The organism is Pseudomonas sp. P4795, assembly GCF_048822895.1.
GTDB lineage: Bacteria > Pseudomonadota > Gammaproteobacteria > Pseudomonadales > Pseudomonadaceae > Aquipseudomonas.
The window spans coordinates 61,178-85,184 of record NZ_JBMFBT010000008.1; the positions used below are offsets into that span (position 1 = coordinate 61,178).

Genomic DNA, 24,007 nt, shown 5'->3' on the forward strand with positions numbered 1-24,007 from the left:
GGCGGCGCATCCCCGTAACACGGTAAGCGCATGGCATGCATGCCGATACAAACCGGATACATTTCCAAGTTTCAGGAACCTGTAATGACCAACTCGCAACGCTTGAAATATTCGATTCTGATTGCCCTGACGGTACTGGCGATCATGCTCGGCCTGTCCTGGCTGCAAAACGCCGGCAAAATCACTGAGCAGATGTTTCAGTACGTCGCCATCGGCGTGGCGGTAATCGTGGTAGTGATCAATGGCGTGATGCGCCGCAAGGTCAAGCCTTGACGGCGCCTGTCGCAGGCGTCAATCGCTGTTGAGTACCGCGGCAGCTTGCGGGTGCAGGCTGTAGCTCTTGTCGGCATTGAAGGTGATCACGCCTTCGGCGCACAGACGCTTGAGTACTTCACGCACGCTGAGAAACGACAGCGGAATGTCGAGCTCGAGCAACTGGGTATGCACCCCGCGCACGCCCAGGCGACGCTCGTCCTCGGCGGCAACCAGCAAGGCATCGAGGACTTTCAGCCGGATCAGGCTGGTGCGCAGGCCGAAACTCTTGAGCAGCACACGAATGCGCTCATTACCATGACGTTCGACCCGATGTTTGAAAACGCTGGCGCTGGAACCCATTGAAGCCCCTTGCGGTGCCTGGCTACCGTCCGTTGGTAGGTGTGGGGTGTACATGCGATTACTCCTTTCAGAGCCTGCTCAGGAAAAGTTTTTGGTTGCTCTCTGGGTATAAGACGAATCAGCTCGCAAAATCATGAACGGCAACATGTAGAAAATTTGTCGCCGATTCGTCGTTTCTCCGTAATCACGGCGTAAAACCCTGGTTCTGGGGGCTAAATTTTTTTTTCCGGCTTCGTTTCTTGGGAAGGCTCATGGCGCGTGGACGCGTGGGTGTTTTCAGAACGGATCCGGCGTGCCCTCGTACTTGAGCACAACACGCCCTTCGGCATTCTTCATCAGGAGCGAGCGTGATCAATACCAGACAGTTAACCGGCGTGGCCGTAGCCGGCATATTCCTAGGACTGAGTCTGTCCGCACAGGCGTTCAACCCGTACACCGAGACCGGCGCGGATATCCGCCGGACAGCGTTCGGCGTCCCGCATATCCGCGCTGAAAACGAACGCGGCCTTGGCTTTGGCATCGGCTATGCCTACGCGCAGGACAACCTTTGCCTGCTGGCCAACGAGATCGTCACCGTCAACGGCGAACGTTCACGTTACTTCGGGCCAGAGCAGTTGACCGTTGAAGAACGCGAAAACCGTGTCAGCGACGTTTTTTTCACCTGGCTCAACACCCCGCAAGCGGTGCAGGCCTTCTGGCAGGCGCAGCCTGTCGAGGTGCGTGATCTGGTGGAAGGTTATGCCGCCGGTTACAACCGCTATCTGGCCGAACGCCGTCAGCAGGGCCTGCCGCAGCAATGTCAGGGCGAGTGGGTACGTGACATCGCCGCCGAAGATCTGGTCAAGCTGACCCGGCGGCTGCTGGTCGAGGGCGGTGTCGGTCAGTTCGCCGAAGCACTGGCGGGGGCAACGCCACCGCAGGCGACCGCTCAGGTTCAAAACCACACCCGTTCCTATGAGCTGGCTGATGCGCGTATGCAACGCTTTGCACTGGACCGGGGCAGCAACGCGGTGGCTGTGGGCAGCGAGCGCTCGTTCAACGGCCGCGGCATGTTGCTGGCCAACCCGCACTTTCCTTGGGTCGGTGGCATGCGCTTCTATCAGATGCACCTGACCATTCCTGGCAAGCTCGATGTGATGGGTGCGGCGTTGCCGGGGTTGCCGATGATCAACATCGGGTTCAACCAGCATGTTGCCTGGACGCATACGGTTGACTCGTCCAAGCATTTCACCTTGTACCGTTTGCAATTTGATCCGAAGGATCCAACGCATTATCTGCTCGACGGCAAATCCCTGCCGTTGACCAAGCAAACCGTGACGGTGCAGGTCAAACAGCCCGACGGCCAGCTCGTGCCGATGGCGCGTGATATCTACAGTTCACAGTTCGGCCCGATCGTGCAGTGGCCGGGCAAACTCGACTGGGACAAGCAATACGCCTACAGCCTGCGCGACGCCAACCTCGATAACGACCGCGTGCTCAAACAGTGGTACTCGATGAACCGCGCCAACAATCTCAAGGATTTGCAGGATTCGGTGCACAAGATTCAGGGCATTCCGTGGGTCAACACCCTGGCAGTGGATGACCAGGGCCAGACGCTGTACATGAACCTGTCGGTGGTGCCGAACGTCAGCGCCGACAAACTGGCCAAGTGTAGCGATCCGCGTATTGGCCTGGAGATGATCGTGCTCGACGGCTCCAATAGCGCCTGTGCCTGGGACATCGATCCGCAAGCGGCGCAGAAAGGCATCTACGCCTCCAGCCAGTTGCCGCAGCTGCTGCGCAAAGATTTCGTGCAGCACTCCAACGACTCGGCCTGGCTGGCCAACCCGGCGCAGCCGTTGACCGGATTTTCACCGCTGATCAGCCAGGAAGGCCAGCCGCTGGGCTTGCGTTCACGTTTTGCACTGGATCGACTGGGTGTCTTGAGCAAACACGGCGCTGTGTCGGTTAAAGACCTGCAACACATGGTCATGGACGATCAGGTGTACCTCGCGACTCAGGTGGTGCCGGATCTGCTCAAGTTCTGTGCCGGTGATCTGGGCGCGGATGCGCCTGCGGTAAAACCGGTGTGTGTGAGCCTCAAGGATTGGGACGGTCGGGCCAACCTGGATTCGGGAATCGGGCTGATGCACTTCCACAGCATCATGCAGACGTTGCAGCAATCCCCTGATGTCTGGCGCGTGGCGTTTGATCCGAAGGATGCGCAACACACCCCGCGCGGGCTGGCGGTAGAAAAACCTGAAGTGGCCAAAGCCGTGCGCGAAGCGATGCTGGCGTCAGTCGCTTCGAGCGAAAAAATGGGCTTGAAACCTACGACCCGTTGGGGCGATGTGCAAGTGGTCAGCAGCGGCGGCCAGCAAACGCCGATTCATGGCGGTCCGGGTACGCTGGGGATCTACAACGCGATCCAGAGCGTGCCGCGCGAAGATGGCAAACTCGAAGTGGTCAGTGGCACCAGTTATCTGCAAGTGGTGACGTTCGACAGGGATGGGCCGCACGCTCAGGGCCTGTTGGCGTTTTCGCTGTCGAGCGATCCGGCCTCGAAGTACTCGCGCGATCAGACCGAAGCGTTCTCGAACAAGCAGTGGAGCGTACTGCCATTCACCGAACAGCAGATCAAGGCTGATCCGCAGTATCAGGTGCAGTCCGTGCGCGAAGCGTCGGACGTAGCGGGGAAGGTGGTCAGTCAGTAACGGTTAGACCAGCTGCGCAAGAAGGCCGCCTCCCTCTCGGGACGCGGCCTTCAGCTTTTTGGCGGTTGTTGCGGCATCGAATTGATCACCGGGTTGCCTTCCTTGTTGCGCGTCAGATAGACCGGCAACACGCGTGGCAAAGAGCTCACCAGACTGTTGAGTTCCTTGACGTTGTAGATGCCACCCACGCGGATATTGCCCACGCTGCTTTCGCCAAGCATCAGCGGCTTGTCCAGATAGCGGTTGATCAGCGGCAGCGCCTCGCTCAGCGCCAGGTTATCCAGTACCAGCTTGCCGTTACGCCAGGCCAATGAGCTGTCGTTGGCGTAGGTCTGGCTGATTTGCGGCATGTAGTCGCCAGGCTTGTAGCGAGCCTGCATCGATGGCCCGAGGCGCAGACCATCGCCGGACAACTGCGAATTGCTGGTCACCAGCACCGAACCTTCGACCAGGTTGACCTTGACCTGATCTTCGTACAGCCAGACGTTGAAACGTGTGCCGGTGACGCGAATCCGGCCTTCGCCGGCCTTGACGATGAACGGATGGCTCATGTCGTGGCTGACTTCGAAGAACGCTTCACCCTTTTTCAGGGTGACCCGGCGCTCATCCTTGTAGTTGCTGAAGGTCAACTCGGTATTGAGGTTGAGCTCGACCTGGCTGCCGTCGCCGAGCGTTACGTGGCGGACGTTATCAGTGGATGCGAAATGCTCGAAGCTGTTGGGCAGCCAGCCGAGATTCCATCCCGCGAATGCGCCGAGCGGCAATGCCAGCGCGCAGACCGAAGCTGCCAACGCGTAATGGCGCCAGGATTTCAGCGGTTTGCCGATTGGCGCGACCAGCGCAGACTCCGGGCGCGGCAAGTGCTCGGCGACTTGCCAGATTTCCAGCATGGCTTCGTACTCGAATGCGTGCAGCGGATGCGCAGCAAACCACTGTTCGAAGGCGTGGCGCTCTTGAGCACTGCAATCGACGGCATGCATGCGCATGCACCAATGCGCGGCGGCATCGGTAATGGCATCGTATTCGGCTTCCGAGAGGGTGTCTTGGGTCATTGACTCATCCTGATTTCGCGCATTCTACCCTTCAGCGGAGTCTGCCGAGAACATCACTCATGGCAATTACCCATCAAAGTGGAACTTATTTTTCACTCAGGCGCCCAAAAACCAGGACGTCCTGTTACCACTATCCACAAATGGAGTGAAAAAATGATCAAAAGAACTTTGGCTGCCGTGGTTGCTACTGCCAGTCTGTTGAGTGCCGGTGCCGCGCTGGCCGACCGCCCGGGCGCTGGCTGGATCACCATCGAAAAAGCCATCGAAACCGTCAAGACCAAGGCCGGTTATGTTGAGGTCTACGAGATTGAAGCCGACAACAACGGCTATTGGAAAGGCGAGGGGCGCAAAGCTGACGGCGTGGTCTACGAGTTCCGCATCGACGGCGCCTCCGGCAATGTACTGCGCGATCAGAAAGACTGATTCAGCGCATCACCAGCAAAATGCGCAGGTATTGCACCTGCGCATTTTTTTTTGCCTGTATCAAGGTGTCGGCACTGTATCCAGTTGCCGGCCGACTTCGCAGATCAACCGCGCGATGGAATCGGCATTGCGCAAGATGACGTCGATGCGCACGTCCGGTGACTGTCGATCGAGGAAGGCATTGCGCGCCTCGTTCATGGTCTTGCTGTTGGTCAGTTTCAGGATGTCGCTGCTCATGTGTTTCACATCCGGAATGCTTTCGAAGCTGATCCAGTCCTTGACCTTGGTGTTCCACTGCGCAAACAACTGTGCACGCGGCGTCGCCAGTGACAAGGCCATTTTCTGCGCGTCCTGCAGATCGATTTTCATATTCGAGCCGTTCCGGGTTGCGCTCGAAATGAGGTCAGCAAAGGGCTCGCGTGCCCTGACCGTGGCAATGTCCCAGGCTTTGCTGAACTGATGGGCAAACTCGTGGATCAAGGTTGCAGCTTGTGCATGGCCGTCTATATCGAACCAGCGCGCAGTGACATTTGCGTAGTCATGCAATTGCTGGTCAAAAAAGTGTTGGGTGAAATGCACTTTTTTCTGTTGGTCGCCATCCAGCACGAAGGCAATCACGTCATGCATATATCGGGTCGAGCCGACGATAAAGCGCTTGGTGTTGAGCAGTTCATCATTGGGGTCCACCAACGCGTTGCAAAGCGGCTCGATGGTGTTTTTGATCTTGACCAGAATCGGTGCGGTGATTTGCGGCACGTCAAACAGATCCATGAGAAAACGGTTGACTCGCCCTTCAGAGACAGCGATGTCGAGGATGGCCAGGTTGTGCAGGCAGTTGAACGCATAGTACCGCGCGAGATCGACCGCATGCCCCAGCACTCTGGCCTTTTCCGGAAAGCGTTGGTTGATTTCTTCCATTCCCTCGGCTTCGATATTCAACATGGTCCGGCGCACGGTTGAGTAGGTGCTGCGGTTGACCATTTTCGAGATGGCTTTGCCGTAATGCACGGTTTGCCCCGCTGTGACCTGCACCATGCGCGAGCCGCTCTTGACCAGCGTCGGGCCGCGTTTGTCATCGCGCGCCAGTTGCCAGCCCTCGCTACTGCTGACCACTCCATAGACCTTGCCATCAACCTCCGCGTAATTGCGGTTGTTCGAGGTCTGGCGGTAAACCGCATCGGTGGCACTGTGCTTCAGATCCTTGAGTGCGACGTCGGTGACTTCGAAAGATTGCAGCGCAGTGCGTTGCGGCGCGGTTGATTCAATCTGCGCCAGGTTCGGGGCAAGGGGTGTCTGGGTCTCTTCAACGGTTGCTTCAGCCAGTCCGGAATCGGCAGACAATTCCGGCAGCAGGCCCACCAGCACCATTTGCGCCGCGCCTTCGATGAACGACTTCAGTGCGCGTTTCCAGTGATGGTTCTGCAGCGCCTCGGCGGAGTCTTTGAATTCGTCGTAGGCCTGCCAGAGAAAACGGAAATACGCGAGTTTGCCCTGGAGCATCTCCGAGGATTGTCTGATTTCATCGCTGAACAGGACTTTGGCGGTCTCCCAGTCAAATTGCCCGTCGCTGTGCTTCTGCGCCCCGAGCATCTGCGTCAACAACCCGAGATTGTCCTGATACAGCTGCTCGAGCAGATTGCCACCGATCGCAACATTGGCCAGCTTGATCTCGCTGGTCTGACCGAGTGTGGCGGTGAGCAAGTTGCGAAACACTGCTTGCTGCGCTTCGGGCAAGCGCCGCAGCAGCAGGTTTTGCAGAGATCCGCTGGTGTTGAGCGCGCTGATCAATGTCTGTTCATCGGCGAATTCATGGAAAGCCTGCTCGGTATAGGGCGCATAAAGTATCAATGGGCCCTTGTGCCCGACACCGGGAGCAAACACATACAAACCCAGTGCGGTGACCGCCTGCGCACCGACGGTTTTCACCAGCGCCAGCGGACAGGCAATCGCGTGGGCACCCGCCACGGCAGCACGGGCGATGGCGTCGGGCATGTCGAGTACCTGACGGATGAAACTGAACGCGGTATCAGACAAATGTTGCTGCAGTTTCAGGGCATGCGCATGTTGCAGCAGTTGCCACGGCAACTGACGGAAGAAGCGCTGTTTGCGCGCAAGGCCGTCGACAGTGCCGACCGACAACGCATCGGTGACTTTTTTGCCAAAGGTTGCGGGTATCGTCAGCGACAACAGCAGCTGCGTAACCGCACTCTGATCCAGCCCGGCCGGCAACGCGTCGGTGGTTTTGGAGGCTACTTTGAAACCCGTCCCCTGGGCGATGTTGATGTGATTGAGCGCGAACTCCACCAGCGTGCGGGCCGGCCCGGCCAATGCCAGGTTGGGGGTGATTTCGATGTGGTGCGGGTTCAGTTGACTGCCGGGGAAGCGGTTGTCGAGCAGCGTTTGCAACGCTTGTTCGACATATCCGACCAGCGACGGAACGCCGCTCAGGTAATCCTTGGCGTCGACGACACTTTGTTGCCACTGCTCAAGAAGCTCGACGTGCAGCTTCTGCTCGGCGACTGGCGCCATGCCCAGCCATGCGGGATAAGTCTGCTGCGTGGCGATGGCCCGGGCATGTTCGGTGGAGCGTTTGAGGTTGGTGTGCAATGGCACGTCGCGCAGCAAGGCCAGGGCTGCGTTGCGCTTGACTGGATCGGTGACGCGCTTGCGCAGCTGTTCGCAGCGACCGAGAAAGTGCTCGATGGTCGATTGCATGCGGTTGTGCAGTACGTTGTGTTCGATGAATTGAAATTCGCCCAAGGTGTAGCGCTGATGGGGCAGATGCTGCGTGGGCAGAAGGTTTTCCAGCAGTGACAAACGTTGCACGCTGTGCAGCAAGCGCCGGTCGAGCATGCGCTGGGCGACCGCTACGGTGGCAAACACTTCCAGACCCAGTGCGGGCGTCCATAGCACCGCGCGCCCGGAGTGTTGCACGTCGAGGCCGCCGCGCTCGGTCATCAGCAGGCAGTGAGCGAGTGGCAACAAGCTCTGTTGGCCGGCGGATTTGAGCGTGAGCGCATAGGCATCCGGGCGAAAGCCATCCAGCGCCGGGCGCAATGCGCGGGTCGGCTGATCGGCATTGATGACCGTGTTGACGATCGCCTGCACTGAGGCCGCAAGAGTGCCGCTCAGCGCGCGAAGCCGGGCTTCAGCGTTTACCCCGACAGACCAGGCATGCGCCAGATCCGCGCGCATCTGTTCGAGAAATGGCCGCTGGACATCCATGGTCGCCATGGGTTGCGTCTTGAGCATTTCCTCCAACGGACCTTCAAGGCTGGCGAAGGTCTTGATCGCGGCGAGGGCCTTGTCCGCCAGCACCAACGACGGCTGCTGATTGCCGGACAACACCGGATGGGTGCTCCAGCGTCCTGCGCTGTCGAGTTCGAGCAAGCGCTGATGAATCATCGAGCGGATGTCCAGACTCTTGTCGAACAGCGCTTGCAGGTTGACGTGGCCATCGCTGTGGCGAAATACCTGCAAGGCGTAGTCGATGTTCTGGCGTTGCTTGGTGATGATCAATTCAAAAAGCATTTTGAAGGTTGTGCCGGCCATGCGCTCGCCGGATACCTGCGGCTCGTGGAAACCGATAAAACGCTTACGCTCCTCCAGACCGAGCAGGCCATATAACTCCTCTTCGTGCCCCTTGGCCATGAACTTGCTCTGCAGCGTCTGTTTCAGATCCTGGTAATCGTTGAGCAGTTGCAGGCCCTGCGCCGGCGTGTACAGATAGGCATTGGAGCCGCTGATCAACAATGAACCGGCGAGTTCGACGTAGTTGGCCGGGTGCTCCCACAGCCGCACGGTTTCCGTCACCGGCCGATGCGGGCCGCTGGCCGTCGGTCTGATCAACTGATGCAGCGCATCGAACTGCGCCGGCTCAAGAATGCCGGTCTCGCGTTTGCCCATCCATTCGGCGCAGGCTTGATCTTGCAGCACCTGGGCGAAGAAATCCCGTCGCGGCGAACCGTCGGCAGACGGGGCGTCCCAGTAACGCTCCAACTGCCGAAACAACAGTGCCGGCAATTTGCTTGACGCACTTTTGACGGCGTCCTCCCATTGTTGCTGATCTTTATCTGCCGCCTGCCGGGCGGGATTGGCGAACTCGCGCAGCGCGGCGCCCGGCCAGCGTTGGTGGCGATAGTGCAGCAACACCGCGTCGCTCAGGCTCATTGATTCGAGCCAATGTTTGTCGGTTGCTGCGGCGTCGTCGCCGACCGTGTAAAAACTGACGCGCGTTCGGCTCTGCTGCAAGGCCCCGAAGTGCGCTTTAAGCAGTTCGTCCAATGCGCTGTCCAGCAGTGCAGTGAGGGCAGGCAGTTGCTTGAGTTCCTCGCGCATCGCTTGTGCATTCAGCAGTTGGCCTTGGCGGATGGCCGAGGTCTGATCTTCGAATACATCACCCTCGATGGTACTGAACGTCAGTGAAAGGCTGTCTGCGTCCAGCAGGCGTTTGCGCTGGGCCATGGCCAGAAACGCGAGCAGATTGTCCTGATCGTCGGCGTCGTTCAGGCGTTGTTCGAGCTGCAGTTTGAGGCTCGCACGGTCCGCGTATTTCTTGATGCCGTCGTACGGTGTGTAGAGGATCAGGCCTTTGTCGCCTGGTGTTTCGCCGAGGACAAACGCGCCAGGCAGGGGCAGGGGGATCTGGTCGCCGAAGTTGAGCATGATGCGCTCGGCGTGCATCGCCGGAGTCTGTTCGCTGCGCAGGGTGGCGGAGCTGAGTTTGGCGTGAGCCAGCCACTTGAAATCCTGTTCCGACAGGTCGTGGGTTAGCCCCAGTTCGCGCCACAGGCCGGGGGAGTTGAAGGCTTCGGGGAATAACAACGGTTTGCTCGGTGCTGACATGGTCGAGTCTCGCAGGGGGGCACGTTCGTACGTACCGTGGGTCGAGGCTCAAGGCTAGAACCGGCGATGACCGCGCAGGTGGTAGATAGATATTGCGGGGTTGACAGGCCACTGGCCGCACGTGATTAATCCCCTCGCGGCTTGCTCGTTCGCTGTTGTTCCCTCCAATAATTATTCTGGAGCTTCAGATGTCTGCGCCACACGATCATGCGAATTCGTCGACGCTTTCCCTCGACGAACTGACCCAACTGCTTGAAAGGATTTTCACCCGGCACGGCACCTCCGCCGAAGTCGCGCGTACTTTGGCCGCGAACTGCGCCAATGCTGAACGCGACGGTGCCCACAGCCACGGGGTGTTTCGGATTCCCGGTTATGTCTCGACCCTCGACAGCGGCTGGGTCAATGGCCAGGCAGTGCCCAAGGTCGAGGACGTTGCCTCGGGATTTGTCAGCGTCGACGCCGATAACGGTTTTGCCCAGCCGGCATTGGCGGCGGCGCGTGGGTTGCTGGTGGAGAAGGCGCGCAGTGCCGGCATCGCGGTGCTGGCGATCCGCAATTCCCACCACTTTGCCGCGCTGTGGCCGGACGTCGAGCCGTTCGCCGATGAAGGGCTGGTGGCGCTGAGCGTGGTCAACAGCATGACCTGCGTGGTGCCGCATGGCGCCGACCGGCCGCTGTTCGGCACCAACCCGATTGCCTTTGCTGCGCCGCGTGCCGGTGGCGCACCGATTGTCTTCGATCTGGCCACCAGCGCCATCGCCCACGGTGACGTGCAGATCGCTGCGCGCAAAGGTGAGAAGCTGCCGGCCGGCATGGGCGTCGACAGTCTCGGCCTGCCGACCTGCGATCCGAAAGCGATTCTCGAGGGCGGCGCGCTGCTGCCGTTTGGCGGGCACAAAGGCTCGGCGTTATCGATGATGGTCGAGTTGTTGGCGGCGGCGCTGACCGGGGGCAATTTTTCCTTCGAATTCGACTGGTCGCAGCATCCAGGCGCCAAGACGCCGTGGACCGGACAATTGCTGATCGTCATCGATCCGGACAAAACCGCCGGACAAAGTTTTGCCGAACGCAGTCAGGAACTGGTCAGGCAGATGCATGGGGTAGGGCTCAAGCGCTTGCCGGGTGATCGTCGGCATTTGCAGCGGGCGAAATCGTTGGCCGAAGGGATCGTGCTGGATGCGCAAACCCTGGCGCAATTACAGGAATTGGCTGGAACATAACTGTAGGAGCTGCCGAAGGCTGCGATCTTTTGACTTTGCCCTTAGAACAAGATCAAAAGATCGCAGCCTGCGGCAGCTCCTACAGGGCGCCAGCGAGTTTTTCGGGGCTCAGCGACGGCCAAGCAACAAACCGACCACCAGACCAAAACCGGCCGAGATCGCCACGGTTTGCCATGGATGCCCGCCGATATAGCTTTCGGTGGCTTCCACCACCGGTTTGGTGCGTTCGCGCACGCTGGACACCGAATCCAGCGCCTGCTGCAGTTTCAGGGCAACTTGCCCACGCAGCGACTCCGCTTCTTCGCCAACCAGTGAGGCGCTGCTCTTGAGCAGTTTTTCCGACTCTTCGATCAGAGCCTGAAGTTCGCTGAAGGCCTGATCCTTGATTTGGTCTTGAGCGGCTTGCGTGGCGGTTTTCCGGGCCATTGGGTGACTCCTTGCAGTTGAATGGACAGTGAACAATGGAGTGTTTGGCGGTGCAAAAAGTTGCAGCGATTTTGCGCCTGAAAGAAAAACCAGCGCGGGAGATTTCTGTTCAGCGTGTAAGATGTCGCCATTTTACGCAGCAGGTATTTCCCCATGAGTTTCAATCTGGCCGACAAATCCCTCGCCGAGCGCGCCGCGCTGGAAGACGAGAAATCCCGTCTGTTCGAACTCTGGCAGAACAATCTGGGCAAAGCCAAAGGCGAAGCTGCTCGCTTGTTCGGTGAGCGCGCCAAGCGCAAGGGTAAGTGGTCGGAGTGGGTGCGGGCCGAACTGGACGGCATGTCGCCGCCGGAATTCGCCAACATGGTGCGCAGCGAAATCAACCGCCTGGTGGCTGCCAGCAAGTAACGCGTCTTCAGACTCCGGCGAAACTGGCGGTAATCGCTTCGCGCACCTTCAGCAGCACTGGGTCGATCTGCGTGCTGGTGCGCCAGCCCAGTTCAATCGGGTAGCGAGGCAAGGCCAGCGGGCAGGGCAGCAGGGCCAATCCAGTGATCGACGCAATTGCCTGTGCCGCATGTGTCGGGATTGTCGCTATGGCCGCGCTGCCTCGGAGCAAATGCGGCAACGCGGCAAAATGCGTGGTCGAGGCGCATACCCGGCGGCTCAGGCCCAACGCCGCCAGACCTTCATCGGTAATCCCGATAAATCCGCCGGACGACACCAGAATGTGCTCCCGGGCCACGAACTCCTCCAGATCGATCTGCTGCTGGCCAGGCGCAAGGCTCGCCGGATCCACCAGGCACGCATAACCCCCTTCACCCAGCACCTGACGACTGAGCAGACGCTCGGCGAATCCGCCCGCCGTGATCGCCAGATCGATGCTGCGCTCCATTAACGCAGCGCCGACGATCTGACTGTGGGTTTGGCGGAATATCAGTCGCAGTTTCGGTGCGCGAAGGGCGATTTCTTCGATCAGGCGTCGTCCGTAGGCAATCTCGAAATCATCCGACAAACCCAGCGTGACCGAACGCCCCTCGAAGTGATTGGCTGCTGGATCAACCATTGCCAGGCTTTGCCGGCATTTATTCAGTGCTTCGCTGACCACCGGTTTCAATTGATTGGCCTTGAGCGTCGGCGCCAGACCACGCCCGGTGCGCACAAATAATTGATCACCGTACACCTCGCGCAATCGGCGTAGTGCCGCACTGACCGCCGATTGCGTGACACCGAGCCTGAGCGCGGCGCGGCTGGCGCTGGATTCTTCGTGCAGCGCTTCGAAGACTTTCAGCAGGTTGAGATCAATATTGGCGATATTCATTTGGCTCATATCATTCAGCAGCGGATCGGGCTTTATTCATGATCACGTCCGGCCGGAGAATCAGCAACACTTGATTCTGATGGAGTATCGCGATGACCAAATCAATCGTTGCAGCCCTGCAAATTGGCGCCTTGCCCGGTGGCAAAGGTGAAACCCTGGAACAGATCCTCAGTTGGGAAGCGGCGATCAGCGAATCCGGCGCGGCTCTGGTGGTGATGCCCGAAGCCTTGCTCGGTGGATATCCGAAAGGTGAAGCCTTCGGTACGCAACTCGGTTACCGCTTGCCGGAGGGGCGCGAGGCTTACGCCCGGTATTTCGCCAATGCGATAGATGTTCCCGGCGCTGAAACCGAAGCGCTGGCCGGACTGTCCGCTAGGACTGGCGCCAATCTGGTGATCGGCGTGATTGAGCGCGCTGGCAGCACTTTGCACTGCACGGCGCTGTATTTCGACCCTCAGGCCGGTCTGGTCGGCAAACACCGCAAACTGATGCCGACCGGTACCGAACGGCTGATCTGGGGTAAGGGGGACGGCTCGACGCTGCCGGTGTTCGACTCCCAGGTCGGTAAGCTCGGCGCCGTGATCTGCTGGGAAAACATGATGCCGCTGCTGCGCACCGCGATGTATGCCAAAGGCATCGAAGTCTGGTGCGCGCCGACCGTGGATGAGCGCGAGATGTGGCAGGTGAGCATGCGCCACATAGCCCATGAAGGACGCTGCTTTGTGGTCAGCGCCTGTCAGGTGCAGGATTCGCCGAGCGACTTGGGTGTCGAGATTGCCAATTGGCCGGCGGATCGGCCACTGATTGCCGGCGGCAGCGTGATCGTCGGGCCGATGGGCGACATTCTCGCTGGCCCGTTACGCGGTGAGGCCGGTTTGCTGACTGCTGAAATTGACACCGAGGAACTGATCCGCGCCCGCTACGACTACGACGTGGTCGGCCACTATGCGCGGCCGGATGTATTCGAACTCAGCGTCGATGAACGCGCGAGGCCGGGCGTGCGTTTCAACACATAACCGTTCGATGTACGAAAACTGTGGGAGCTGTATTACCAAGTGGCCGCAGTGGCTTTGGGCAAACTCAGCTTGCCGGTATCGACAAAACGCATGGTGCCGAACAACCCGCCGGCGAGTTTACCGCGCAGCACGTAGGGCAGGTTGTCGAGGGTTTGTGTCTGGCTCAGGCCGAGGGTCTGGCGCAGTACCGAGAATGCCGAGATGCTCACCGGCACGCTGACCACGGTTTCCGAAAAGCGTGGGATCGTGCCGCTCTGATCGCTCACACCCGATGCCAGCGAGTGACCGTTGACGTCCAGGTCCAGCGCGATGCCGTTGTAGTCGATGGCGGTGTCGTTGGGGTTCTGCACCCGCAGCTTGATCGCGAAGCGCACTTCCAGCTCCTGACTCGGCAGCGGTTCGAGACCGACCACGTTGATGTTGACCGGGTCGCGGTTGGGGAACAGCGCACAAGCGCTGAGGGACAGCATGAGCAGGGAAAGGATGACGGCGTGCAAGCGGCGCATAAACAGTCTCTCGACAAAAAAGGGCTGAGCCGTTGCCGGCTCAGCCCTTTGTGTCAGGGGCGGAGAGTCAGCGGCTCAACTGTGCGACCGCTTCAGCGTTCGCGGGTTCAGCCTGGGCGGGGTTTTCCATCACTTGCAGGATAGAAGCTTCCGGGTCGAAGTCGTCTTCTTCCAGCTCGATAAACTCCTCCGGCAGGAAAATATTCAGCAGGATGGCGCACAACGCACCGACGGTGATCGGCGATTCGAAGATGTTGCGCAGTGCTTGCGGCAGGTCGCGCAGCACCTCCGGTACCGCGGCGATGCCCAGGCCCATGCCCAGCGAAATCGCTACGATCAGCATGTTGCGTCGATGCAGGCCAGCCTCGGCGAGGATCTTGATCCCGGCTACGGCGACGGTGCCGAACATCACTAACTCCGCGCCGCCGAGCACCGGTTTTGGCATCAGTTGCAGCACCGCGCCGATCATCGGGAACAGCCCGAGCAGCACCAGCAGACCGGCAATGAAAAACGCCACGTAACGACTGGCCACACCGGTCAGTTGAATCACGCCGTTGTTCTGCGCGAAGGTCACCATCGGCATGCTGTTGAACACTGCGGCCATTGCCGAATTCAGGCCATCGGCGAGCAGCCCGGATTTGATCCGGCGGATGTACAGCGGACCTTTGACCGGCTGACGCGAGATCATCGAGTTGGCGGTCAGGTCGCCTGCGGCTTCCAGCGGCGACACGAGGAAAATCACCGCGATCGGGATGAACGCCACCCAGTCGAAATTGAATCCGTACTTGAACGGCACCGGTACGCTGAACAGCGGCACCTCGGGCATGTTGGCGAAGTCGACCACGCCCATCAGCCACGCCACCACATAACCAAAAGTCAGGCCGATAACGATTGCACCGAGACGCAGGAATGGCACATCAACCCGGTTCAACACCACGATGGTGCCAAGCACCAGTGCCGCCAGAAACAGATGGCTGGAGGCACCCAGATCCGCCACGCCTAAACCGCCGGCAATGTCGGTCATCGCCACTTTGATCAGCGACAGGCCCATCAACGTGATGATGGTGCCGGTGACCACCGGGGTGATGAGCATGCGCAGTTTGCCGATGAACTGGCTGAGCACTACTTCGATGAACGCGGCGAAAAAGCACACGCCGAAGATCGTCGAAAGGATTTCATCGGTGCCGCCACCACGCGCCTTGACCATGAAGCCGGCGCTGAGAATCACGCTGATAAACGAGAAACTGGTGCCTTGCAGACACAGCAAACCTGAGCCTACCGGCCCGAAACGCCGCGCCTGGACGAAGGTGCCGAGGCCGGAGACGAACAGCGCCATGCTGATCAGGTAGGGGATTTCGCTTTGCAGGCCGAGGGCGCCGCCCATGATCAGAGTCGGGGTGATGATGCCGACGAAGCTCGCCAACACGTGCTGCAGCGCGGCAAACACGGTCGCGGTGAGGTGCGGACGGTCGTCGAGGCCGTAGATCAAATCGTTGTTGCGCAGGGCTTTTTCAGAGACGGTCATGGTGGTTTGCGTGCCGCGAAGCGGGGCCGGGTCGGAAAATGGAGGCGCAGGATGCCGGAACAGGACGGAGAGGGCAACGCATTAAAACTGCCTGAAAGGTCAGCTTTTATTGCGGGGAACATCAAAAGATCGCAGCCTTCGGCAGCTCCTACAGAATTCGGCAAATCACGGTCGACCACAAAATTGTAGGAGCTGCCGAAGGCTGCGATCTTTGGATCTTTAAACAAACGCTGCGAGCAGATCTTCTTCGAATGCCTTCTGCGCATCCCCCGGCACTTGTGCCCGGTGCCGGGCCAGGTGAAACGCCACTTCAAAACTCAATTCCCCCTCGCGCACCGAGCGCAACAAACCCTTGTCCTGCCAACTGCGCGCAAAGTGGCTCGGCAGATAACCCACATGCTTGCCCGATAAAATGAACGCCAGTGTGCCTTCAACCTGTTCCGAACGCGCCGAACTGGCCTTGCCTTTGAACGGCTCGTCGCTGCGTAAAAACCGATAAGGATGATCGACCGGGTCACAGGCCTGCAACGCCGCGTCGTCCGGCGCTTCGTTGGTGAACAGCGGGTGGCCGGGTGCGCAGTACAAATGCTGGTTTTCGCTGAATAACTGGCGATAGTCGAACGCGTTTTGCACCTGGGAGAAGTAACCAATCGCCAGATCCAGCTTTTGTTGCAGCAGCAACCGCTCCATCTCACCGGGCATTGCACTGATCAACTCGATGCGCACCGACTCATCGCGCTCACGAAAGTGCCGGATCGCCTCGGCGACGCGTTGCAGTACCGATTGATCAAGCGCTTCCGACAGCCCCACCCGTACCTCACCAATCAATCGACCGGCGACGCCGTTGGATTGATGGCGGAAAGTCTCGATCGATTCGAACAACGCCCGCGCCGCGATCAGCAGTTGCTCGCCTTTGGCGGTCAGGCTAAACCCGCCCTTGCCCCGGTTACACACCCGATAACCGAGGCGGGTTTCCAGTTTGGCCATCTGCTGGCTGATGCTCGACTGGCTCAGGCCCAGCTCTCCTTGCGCAGCGCTGAACCCCTTGGATTCGACCACGCCGATAAACAGGCGCAGCAATTGCAAATCGACATCGTGAAGTTGCCCGAGCATCACATTACCTATCGATAAAGTCAGGTTAACAAACTTGATATTTCGAGAATGTATCCGACGGCGCACTGTGCATCCACTTCCTCCGGTCAGGTGCTGGTCATGGCTCCCGTGTTCAAACTGTGTTTCCCCGCGCTGTTGCTCACTCTGGCGGTCACCGCCCAGGCCGAGGACCAGACCCTCAATCTCTACAGCTGGGCCGATTACGTGGCGCCGGAAACCTTACAGCGCTTCGAGCAGGAAACCGGAATTCACGTGCGTTACGACACCTTCGATTCGTCCGAGGTGCTGGAAACCAAACTGCTCACCGGCGGCAGCGGTTATGACGTGGTGGTGCCGTCCTCCAGCGTGCTCGCCCGTGGACTGGCCGCCGGCGCGTTGAAAGAAATCCCGCATGCCGAACTCAAGGGCTACGCCAATCTCGATCCGGATCTGCTGGAAAAACTCGCGGCGGTCGATCCCGGCAACCGCTACGGCGTGCCATACACCTGGGGCACGCTCGGGTTGGGGATGAACGTCGAAGCGGTCAAACAGCGCTTGCCTGATGTCCCGCTCAACAGTCTGGACTTGCTGTTCAAGCCGGAATACGCGAGCAAGCTCAAGGATTGCGGAATCGCCGTGCTCGATTCGCCCCAGGAAGTCATCGGCCTCGCGCTGCATTACCTCGGCAAGGATCCCTACAGTACTGACAAACAGGATCTGGCCGCCGCCGAAGCCCTGCTGCAACAGCTGCAGCCGTCGGTGCTGTATGTCGCAACTGGCCGGCAGATCAGCGATCTGGCCAACGGCAGCGTGTGTCTGGCGCTGACCTACAACGGCGACGCGAGCATGGCCGCCGATCAGGCACGCAAGGCCAACAAGCCGTTCGAAGTCGCTTACCGGATTCCCAGGGAAGGCACGCTGGTCTGGCAGGACAACCTCGCCATCCCCAAAGACGCGCCACACCCCGAGGCTGCGCGGGCCTTTATCGAGTTCATGTTACGTCCAGAGTCCGTGGAAGCGCTGAGCAACACGCTGTTCTTCGCCACGGCCAATCAGGCGGCTGCATCGTTGGTTGACCCGGCGGTGCGCAACGATCCGGACATCTTTCCGCAGCCCGACGTACGCGAGCGGCTGTACGCCGACCGCAACATGAGCCTCAAGGATCTGCGTCAGCGCACCCGCTTGTGGACCACTTTCCGTAGCCGCCAATAACACAGGAGCACACCGATGGACGTGCCAATGCAAAACGATCAGGCCATGACCCGCGACAGTCTCTACGGCACCGCCGCCGAAAGCACCTACGCCGGCATTACCAGTTTCATGCGCCGGCGTTATAGCCGCGATTTGCGCGGTGTGGATGTGGCGGTCAGCGGCGTACCGTTCGACACCGCCACCAGCAACCGTCCCGGCGCACGTTTCGGGCCGCGCGGGATTCGCGCGGCGTCCACCGGGATCGCCTGGGAACGTCACTGGCCGTGGGCATTTGATCCGTTCGATCATCTGGCGGTGATCGATTTCGGCGATTGCGATTTTGATTACGGCTCGCCGCACAGCATCCCCGAAAGCATCGAGGCGCACGCCGAGCATATTCTGAGTTCTGGCAGCGCCATGCTCACGTTCGGCGGCGATCACTTCATCAGTTATCCGCTGCTCAAGGCGCATGCGCGCAAGTACGGCAAGTTGTCGCTGATCCACTTCGACGCGCACAGCGACACCTGGCCGGACGAGGCGGGCAAGCGGGTCGATCACGGCACCATGTTCTGGCACGCGGCGCGAGAAGGTCTGGTGGATCCGGCGCGCTCGGTGCAGATCGGTTTGCGCACCACCAATGACGATCATCAGGGCTTTCAGGTGCTGGATGCGCGGCAAGTGCATCGCCAGGGTTGCGCGGCGATTGTCGAAGCGATTCGTGCGCGGGTCGGCGATAACCCGGTGTACCTGACGTTCGATATCGATTGTCTTGATCCAGCTTTTGCGCCTGGCACCGGAACGCCGGTATGCGGCGGCTTGAGCACGGTGCAGGCGCTGGAAATCCTCGGCGGCTTGCGCGTGATCAATCTGGTGGGCATGGACGTGGTGGAAGTCGCACCGGCTTACGACCATGCGGATATCACCTCATTGGCGGCAGCGACCTTGGCCATGGAAATGCTCTGCCTGTACGCCGCGAGGCACAAAGTCGACGTCTGAGGCATACTCTGGCGCATGACTTTTGACTCCCCCTTAGGCGCCTGGCAACACGCCATCGACCAGAAAGGCTTCGTCCAGGACGAAGCTCAGGAACATGCAGTCTGGGCGCTGCAAAAATGCCATGAAGCCTTGCACGCCGGTGCCCGTTCGGTCACCGGCGTTTACTTGTGGGGCCCGGTCGGGCGCGGCAAGACCTGGCTGATGGATCAGTTCTATCAGAGCCTGCGCGTGCCGGCACGGCGTCAGCACTTTCATCACTTCATGGGCTGGGTGCATCAGCGCTCGTTCCAGTTGACCGGGATTGCCGATCCGCTGCGCGCGCTCGCCCGCGAGCTGGCGGCAGAAGTGCGCGTCCTGTGTTTCGATGAGTTGTTCGTCAATGACATCGGCGACGCGATCATCCTCGGCCGACTGTTTCAGGTGATGTTCGACGAAGGCGTGGTGGTGGTCTGCACCTCCAATCTGCCGCCGGATCAGCTGTATGCCGACGGCTTCAATCGCGACCGCTTCGTCCCGGCGATTGCCGCCATTGAAAAGCACATGCAAGTGGTCGCGGTGAACGGCGCCGAGGATCATCGGCTGCATCCGGGTGTGATCGAACAGCGTTACTGGGTGGCAACACCGGGCGAGGGCAGTGCGCTGGAGCCGATATTCCAGACGCTCACGGCGGGGCAAACCTCAAGTGCCGAACCGGTGCCGGTCGGCTACCGTTCCCTGAACGTGGTGCGCGCCAGCGACGCGGTGCTGTGGTGCCGTTACGCTGACCTGTGCGAACAACCGTTCGCCGCCATGGACTTCATCGCGCTGTGCGACCGTTACCGGACTATTCTGTTGAGCGAGCTGCCCAACCTGAGCGCGCAGAAACGCGAAGGGCGCATCGCTCGGGGCACCGAGGATGGCGCTGAACGGGTAGTGGCTGGCGACCGCGAACTGCCGCAATTGTCGGTTCACGATGACGGCGTACGCAGGTTTATCGCGCTGGTCGACGAGTGTTACGACCGCAAGGTGCCGCTGTACATCGAAGCCCAAGTGCCGATGGACGCGTTGTACACCGAGGGCTATCTGGAATTCCCGTTCCGCCGCACCCTCAGCCGTTTGCAGGAGATGCAGCTGCAACGTTTCGCCGAAGACTGAAAGCAAGGAGGGCGCCACATGCCGCAGCCACTGTCGCATCATCTGCTGACCATGGCCTACCAGAATGCCTGGGCCAATCATCGACTGGCCAAGGCGTGGAATCAGCTCAGTGACGTGGAACTGGCAGCGCCCAGAGTCAGCTTCTTCCCGAGCATCCGCCTGACGCTCAATCACATCCTTACCTGCGACTGGTTCTACGTCGACGCGCTGGAACGCGAATTGCGCGGCGACGAGCCACATCCCGATTGCTATGTGTTTTTCAACATTGACGAGCCGTTTACCGAAGCCGCGGCGCTACAAAGAGAACAGGCCCACGTCGACCGCCGATTGATCGCCTACTGCGAACAGATGCGCGACAGCGAGCTGCCACGCCTGGTCACCATCGCGCGCGACACGCCGCAACACGACAGCCGTTTGCGCATGCTCTCGCATCTGTTCGAACATCAACTGCATCATCGCGGCCAGGTGCACGCGATGCTTAGCGGCACCTCGGTCAAACCGCCGCAACTGGATGAGTTTTTCTGTGTCGGCGAGGCTGCACTGCGTGCCGAGGATTTCGCTGAATTGGGCTGGACTGAAGAATTGGTCTGGGGCCACTGACAAACGGTCGTCAGGCGCGGTAAGGTCTGTCGGCCTATCAGCGCGTATCGAGCGCGTATCGAGCGCGCCGGGGCCCGTGCGTTAGAGGTTGGAAATGGATTCCGCTGAGATACTCGTGTTGCAAGCCAGTTACACCAATCCAGAGCATGCCGAAGCCATCGGCGTGGTGCTCAATCATTACGCTGAAGACCCGTTTGGCGGCGGTCATTCGCTGGCGCCTGAGCTGCTGCAACGGCTGCCGGAAGAGCTGGCCAAGCGGCCGCATGCGTTCAGTGTTCTGGCATTCGTCGGCGGTGAGCCGGCGGGGCTGGTGAACTGTTTCGAAGGGTTTTCGACGTTTGCCTGCAAGCCGCTGGTCAACGTGCATGACCTGGCCGTAGCGAGCAAGTTTCGCGGCTTGGGACTGAGTCAGAAGATGCTGGCAAAAGTCGAAGAGATCGCCCGCCAACGCGGCTGCTGCAAGATCACTCTGGAAGTGCTCGAAGGTAACGCCGTGGCTCAGGGCTCTTATGCCAAGTTCGGCTTTGCGGCGGGCATGTTCGACCCGGATCACGGGCGCATGCTGTTCTGGATCAAGAATCTGCAGGCATAAAAAAGGCGCCCCAAAAGGGCGCCAACCTGTCTTCTCCGAGGCCAGAGCGGAGCCGTCGAAGGTTCATCGGTAAAGCGTTTCAATCAGGTCGGTAGGACTCGGTCACCTGGGCGGTCTGGTCGTCCGGAACCCGTAGCTCACTGGCTCTGCTGTCAGTCTGGGTTTGCGCGGAATGGACCGGGAAATTTTCCCAGTGATGTCGCATGCGCTCGGCGCCGCCTTCAGCGAAAGCGCTGGCCGATGCGAGAGTGAGTAGACCGGCAAGGATTGCAGTCGTGGTTTTCATGGTGCCTCCTACGAAAAAATGTCGGAGCCTTTCGTCCATGAATCAAGGTCTCGGGGCGCAGTGTCCGCCGAGGGCATTAACTCGGGGTTAATGCCCGTTCAGTGTAGGTTTTACTGATTGTTTCCTACGGAAACCGGACGAACGCCGCGCGCGCAGGGCGAGGCGAGGCAAGGCTTAGAGCTTCCAGTCGAGACTCAGCGTGACGGTGCGCGGATCGCCCCAGAACACGCCGTTGTAGAAGCCAACGTTGTCGTAGTACTTCTTGTCGAACAGGTTGTCGACGTTCAGCGAAGCCGACAGGTGTTTGTCGAACTCATAGCGCGACATCAGCTTGACCACGGTGTAGGCGTCCTGACTGATGCGCGCGCGTTCGGTGATGATCTGCCTGTTGGCGCCACGCCCGACCGGGCGGCTGGAATTGCCGTAGACGTCACTTTGCCAATTCACCGCGCCGCCTACCGTCAGTGCGTGCCAGTTGCCCGGCAGGCGATAAGCCGTGGACAGGCGCAGCATGTTCAGCGGCTGATTGGTGTTGCTGCGCTGTTTCTCGCCGTTGGCCGAGTGGGTGTAGGTGTACCCGGCAGTCATGTTCCAGCCGTCGAGCACTTCGCCGGAGACTTCGGCTTCGAAGCCGTTGACCTTGTTGCCCTTGCCGCCGGATTTGTAGAACTCCTCGCCGGTCACCGGGTCCGGCGCCACCGAGTCGTCGACTTCGGCGACGTTGTCCTGCTTGCTCCAGAACACCGCTGTTGACAGATTCAGACGCTCCTCGAGCAGGCTGCCCTTGAGACCCACTTCATAGTTGCTGCCGACAATCGGATCGAGGTATTTGCGACTGGCGTCCCGCTGTTCCTGAGGATTGAAAATGTCGGTGTAGCTGACATACGCGGTGTACTCGGGCGTCAGGTCATAAAGCAGACCGGCGTAAGGCGTCCACATGTCGTTGTGTTGCTGACGGGTGGTATCGACGCCGCTCAGTTGCAGGTTGGCGCTGTAGCTGTTGTCGGTTTTCGAGCCTTCCCAGCTGCCGTAACGGCTGCCGAGCACCGCGTGCAAGTCATCGGTGAAACTCAGGCGCGTCGCCAGATAGCCGGCCTTCTGCCGCGTGCTGGCTTTGGAGCCGGTCAGGCCCGTGACCGTATCCGGAAATTTGGCGATGTCGCCCATGTATTTCCAGTCGCGAATCTGACCGTAACCCGCCGGCACCGGCCCATCGACGGTGTACGGAGAATTCTCGCGGCGCTCGGCTTCACCGTAGCCGAACATCAACTCGTGCTCACGACCGAACAGCGAGTAGGGACCGGCCAGATTGAAGTCGTAAGCCTTCATACTTTGATCGCCGATCATGTGGCCCATGTAGGCGCTCATGCCGCTGCGGTCAGCTTCGGGGAAACCGCCACCGCCGTAGTAGGTCTTGCCGTCGCTGTCGCTTTTGCGATGGGTGTACGCGGCTTTCAGATGCCAGCCAGCGGCCAGTTGCTGATCCAGCGTGGCGAATGCGGTTTTGTCGCGCAGCGGCCAGGAACTCCAGGACGTGGCCATGTTGGTCGAGCGGCCCAGGCCAGCCTTGCCACCCTCGGCATTCCAGTACGGAATCGTGCCCCACGCGGTGCCTTGCACCTGTTTGTCCTGATAGTCGTAACCCACCGCCAACACTGTGCTGTCGGTCAAATCGGCTTCGAGAATCCCGTAACCGACCTCGCGCTGCTGCGCATAGTGGTCGCGAATCGACTTGCTGTCGCGATAGGCCAGCACACTGCGCCCGCGCAACCGACCGTCGAACGCCAGCGGCCCGCCGACGTCCACGTAGCTGTAGTAATCGTCGTAACTGCCGCCGCTGGCGCCGGCCAGCGCCTGCAACTGGGCGGTGGGGCGCTTGCGCACCATGTTGATGGTGGCCGACGGATCACCCGCGCCAGTGGTCAGGCCGGTCGCGCCGCGGACCACTTCGATGCGGTCGTAGATGATCGTGTCGGAATCGGACTTCATGCGGCTGAATGTGTTGAGCATCCCGTCGATCTGGAAGTTGTCGATCTCGTAACCGCGTGACGAATAGCTCACGCGATCCGAATCCAGATGCTGGACGACGATGCCGGTGGTCTGGCTCATGGCCTCGGACAATGTCCCGAGTTTGAAATCGTCCATCTGCTGGCGCGTGACCACAGATACCGACTGCGGAGTTTCCTTGATCGACAGGTTCAGCCGCGTGGCGCTGTTCATGGCGCCGGTGGTGTAGGCGTCGGTGTTTTCGGTGGTGGTGCCAAGCCCTTGGGCAGTGACGCTGGTGGACCCCAGTTCCAGCGCCGGGGCCGCGGGCTCCTGGCGTTTTTCGGCGTCGGTTTCAGCCAGCAATTCAGGGCTCAGCGCAGCGCTGCACAGGCCGAGGGTCAGGGTCATGGAACGGGTGATGGGCGCGAACATCGCAGCCGACTCCTTGTCTTCGAGGGAAAAATTCCGTTTGTTCAAAGACGAAG

Annotated in this window: 21 protein-coding genes; 11 read left to right on the top strand and 10 right to left on the bottom strand. The window is 60.0% G+C overall.

What is annotated here, in order from left to right:
* The first annotated feature begins 84 nt into the window (after positions 1–84).
* On the top strand, positions 85–273 hold the full coding sequence (locus ACOI8A_RS21840) for a hypothetical protein (RefSeq protein ID WP_420649874.1): 189 nt from the start codon (positions 85–87) through the stop codon (positions 271–273).
* A gap of 18 nt (positions 274–291) precedes the next feature.
* On the opposite strand, the gene ACOI8A_RS21845 is transcribed toward ACOI8A_RS21840, so the two are convergent.
* The gene (locus tag ACOI8A_RS21845) at positions 292–669 is read right to left on the bottom strand and encodes a fe2+ zn2+ uptake regulation protein (protein ID WP_420649873.1); all 378 of its coding nucleotides are present in this window, start codon (positions 667–669) and stop codon (positions 292–294) included.
* 293 nt (positions 670–962) lie between these two features.
* Between ACOI8A_RS21845 and ACOI8A_RS21850 the strand changes: the two genes are divergently transcribed.
* Positions 963–3,308 (top strand): acylase, encoded by a 2,346-nt coding sequence (locus ACOI8A_RS21850; RefSeq protein ID WP_420649872.1) that lies wholly within the window; start codon positions 963–965, stop codon positions 3,306–3,308.
* A gap of 50 nt (positions 3,309–3,358) precedes the next feature.
* Here ACOI8A_RS21850 and ACOI8A_RS21855 read toward each other — a convergent pair whose 3' ends face one another.
* Positions 3,359–4,360 (bottom strand): FecR family protein, encoded by a 1,002-nt coding sequence (locus tag ACOI8A_RS21855; protein WP_420649871.1) that lies wholly within the window; start codon positions 4,358–4,360, stop codon positions 3,359–3,361.
* Between the two features lie 153 nt (positions 4,361–4,513).
* On the opposite strand from ACOI8A_RS21855, the gene ACOI8A_RS21860 reads away from it, so the two are divergent.
* Positions 4,514–4,783 (top strand): PepSY domain-containing protein, encoded by a 270-nt coding sequence (locus ACOI8A_RS21860; RefSeq protein ID WP_420649870.1) that lies wholly within the window; start codon positions 4,514–4,516, stop codon positions 4,781–4,783.
* Positions 4,784–4,843: 60 nt separating this feature from the next.
* Here the strand turns inward: ACOI8A_RS21860 and ACOI8A_RS21865 are convergent, their stop codons facing one another.
* Positions 4,844–9,628, bottom strand: coding sequence for a dermonecrotic toxin domain-containing protein (locus tag ACOI8A_RS21865; protein WP_420649869.1), 4,785 nt, complete (start codon positions 9,626–9,628; stop codon positions 4,844–4,846).
* 188 nt (positions 9,629–9,816) lie between these two features.
* Here ACOI8A_RS21865 and ACOI8A_RS21870 point away from each other — a divergent pair, with 188 nt between their 5' ends.
* Positions 9,817–10,848: an Ldh family oxidoreductase gene (locus ACOI8A_RS21870; protein ID WP_420649868.1), complete on the top strand. Its 1,032-nt coding sequence runs from the start codon at positions 9,817–9,819 to the stop codon at positions 10,846–10,848.
* Between the two features lie 108 nt (positions 10,849–10,956).
* On the opposite strand, the gene ACOI8A_RS21875 is transcribed toward ACOI8A_RS21870, so the two are convergent.
* A complete protein-coding gene (locus ACOI8A_RS21875; RefSeq protein WP_420649867.1) occupies positions 10,957–11,274 on the bottom strand; it encodes a DUF883 family protein in 318 nt (105 codons plus the stop codon).
* 153 nt (positions 11,275–11,427) lie between these two features.
* On the opposite strand from ACOI8A_RS21875, the gene ACOI8A_RS21880 reads away from it, so the two are divergent.
* The gene (locus tag ACOI8A_RS21880; protein WP_420649866.1) at positions 11,428–11,682 is read left to right on the top strand and encodes a hypothetical protein; all 255 of its coding nucleotides are present in this window, start codon (positions 11,428–11,430) and stop codon (positions 11,680–11,682) included.
* A gap of 7 nt (positions 11,683–11,689) precedes the next feature.
* Here the strand turns inward: ACOI8A_RS21880 and ACOI8A_RS21885 are convergent, their stop codons facing one another.
* On the bottom strand, positions 11,690–12,604 hold the full coding sequence (locus ACOI8A_RS21885; protein ID WP_420649865.1) for a LysR family transcriptional regulator: 915 nt from the start codon (positions 12,602–12,604) through the stop codon (positions 11,690–11,692).
* 83 nt (positions 12,605–12,687) lie between these two features.
* On the opposite strand from ACOI8A_RS21885, the gene ACOI8A_RS21890 reads away from it, so the two are divergent.
* The gene (locus tag ACOI8A_RS21890) at positions 12,688–13,611 is read left to right on the top strand and encodes a carbon-nitrogen hydrolase family protein (protein ID WP_420649864.1); all 924 of its coding nucleotides are present in this window, start codon (positions 12,688–12,690) and stop codon (positions 13,609–13,611) included.
* 32 nt (positions 13,612–13,643) lie between these two features.
* On the opposite strand, the gene ACOI8A_RS21895 is transcribed toward ACOI8A_RS21890, so the two are convergent.
* The 3 genes from ACOI8A_RS21895 to ACOI8A_RS21905 form a co-directional block, all read right to left on the bottom strand.
* Entirely contained in the window at positions 13,644–14,117 is a 474-nt protein-coding gene (locus ACOI8A_RS21895; protein ID WP_420649863.1) for an LEA type 2 family protein, read from the bottom strand.
* Between the two features lie 67 nt (positions 14,118–14,184).
* A complete protein-coding gene (locus tag ACOI8A_RS21900) occupies positions 14,185–15,642 on the bottom strand; it encodes a nucleobase:cation symporter-2 family protein (RefSeq protein ID WP_420649862.1) in 1,458 nt (485 codons plus the stop codon).
* Positions 15,643–15,861: 219 nt separating this feature from the next.
* Complete coding sequence (locus ACOI8A_RS21905; RefSeq protein ID WP_420649861.1) at positions 15,862–16,755, bottom strand: LysR family transcriptional regulator; 894 nt, start codon at positions 16,753–16,755, stop codon at positions 15,862–15,864.
* A 99-nt stretch (positions 16,756–16,854) separates the two neighbouring features.
* On the opposite strand from ACOI8A_RS21905, the gene ACOI8A_RS21910 reads away from it, so the two are divergent.
* From ACOI8A_RS21910 to ACOI8A_RS21930, 5 genes are all read left to right on the top strand, one after another.
* Positions 16,855–17,946 carry a polyamine ABC transporter substrate-binding protein gene (locus ACOI8A_RS21910; protein ID WP_420649860.1) on the top strand — a complete coding sequence of 364 codons (1,092 nt, stop codon included), beginning with the start codon at positions 16,855–16,857 and terminating at the stop codon, positions 17,944–17,946.
* 15 nt (positions 17,947–17,961) lie between these two features.
* Positions 17,962–18,921 (top strand): agmatinase, encoded by a 960-nt coding sequence (gene speB / locus ACOI8A_RS21915; protein ID WP_420649859.1) that lies wholly within the window; start codon positions 17,962–17,964, stop codon positions 18,919–18,921.
* 15 nt (positions 18,922–18,936) lie between these two features.
* Entirely contained in the window at positions 18,937–20,055 is a 1,119-nt protein-coding gene (zapE, locus tag ACOI8A_RS21920; protein ID WP_420649858.1) for a cell division protein ZapE, read from the top strand.
* Positions 20,056–20,073: 18 nt separating this feature from the next.
* Positions 20,074–20,655 (top strand): DinB family protein, encoded by a 582-nt coding sequence (locus ACOI8A_RS21925; RefSeq protein WP_420649857.1) that lies wholly within the window; start codon positions 20,074–20,076, stop codon positions 20,653–20,655.
* 94 nt (positions 20,656–20,749) lie between these two features.
* Entirely contained in the window at positions 20,750–21,247 is a 498-nt protein-coding gene (locus tag ACOI8A_RS21930; protein ID WP_420649856.1) for a GNAT family N-acetyltransferase, read from the top strand.
* A 79-nt stretch (positions 21,248–21,326) separates the two neighbouring features.
* Here ACOI8A_RS21930 and ACOI8A_RS21935 read toward each other — a convergent pair whose 3' ends face one another.
* Complete coding sequence (locus ACOI8A_RS21935; RefSeq protein ID WP_420649855.1) at positions 21,327–21,533, bottom strand: hypothetical protein; 207 nt, start codon at positions 21,531–21,533, stop codon at positions 21,327–21,329.
* 174 nt (positions 21,534–21,707) lie between these two features.
* A complete protein-coding gene (locus ACOI8A_RS21940; protein ID WP_420651452.1) occupies positions 21,708–23,954 on the bottom strand; it encodes a TonB-dependent siderophore receptor in 2,247 nt (748 codons plus the stop codon).
* Positions 23,955–24,007: the final 53 nt, after the last annotated feature.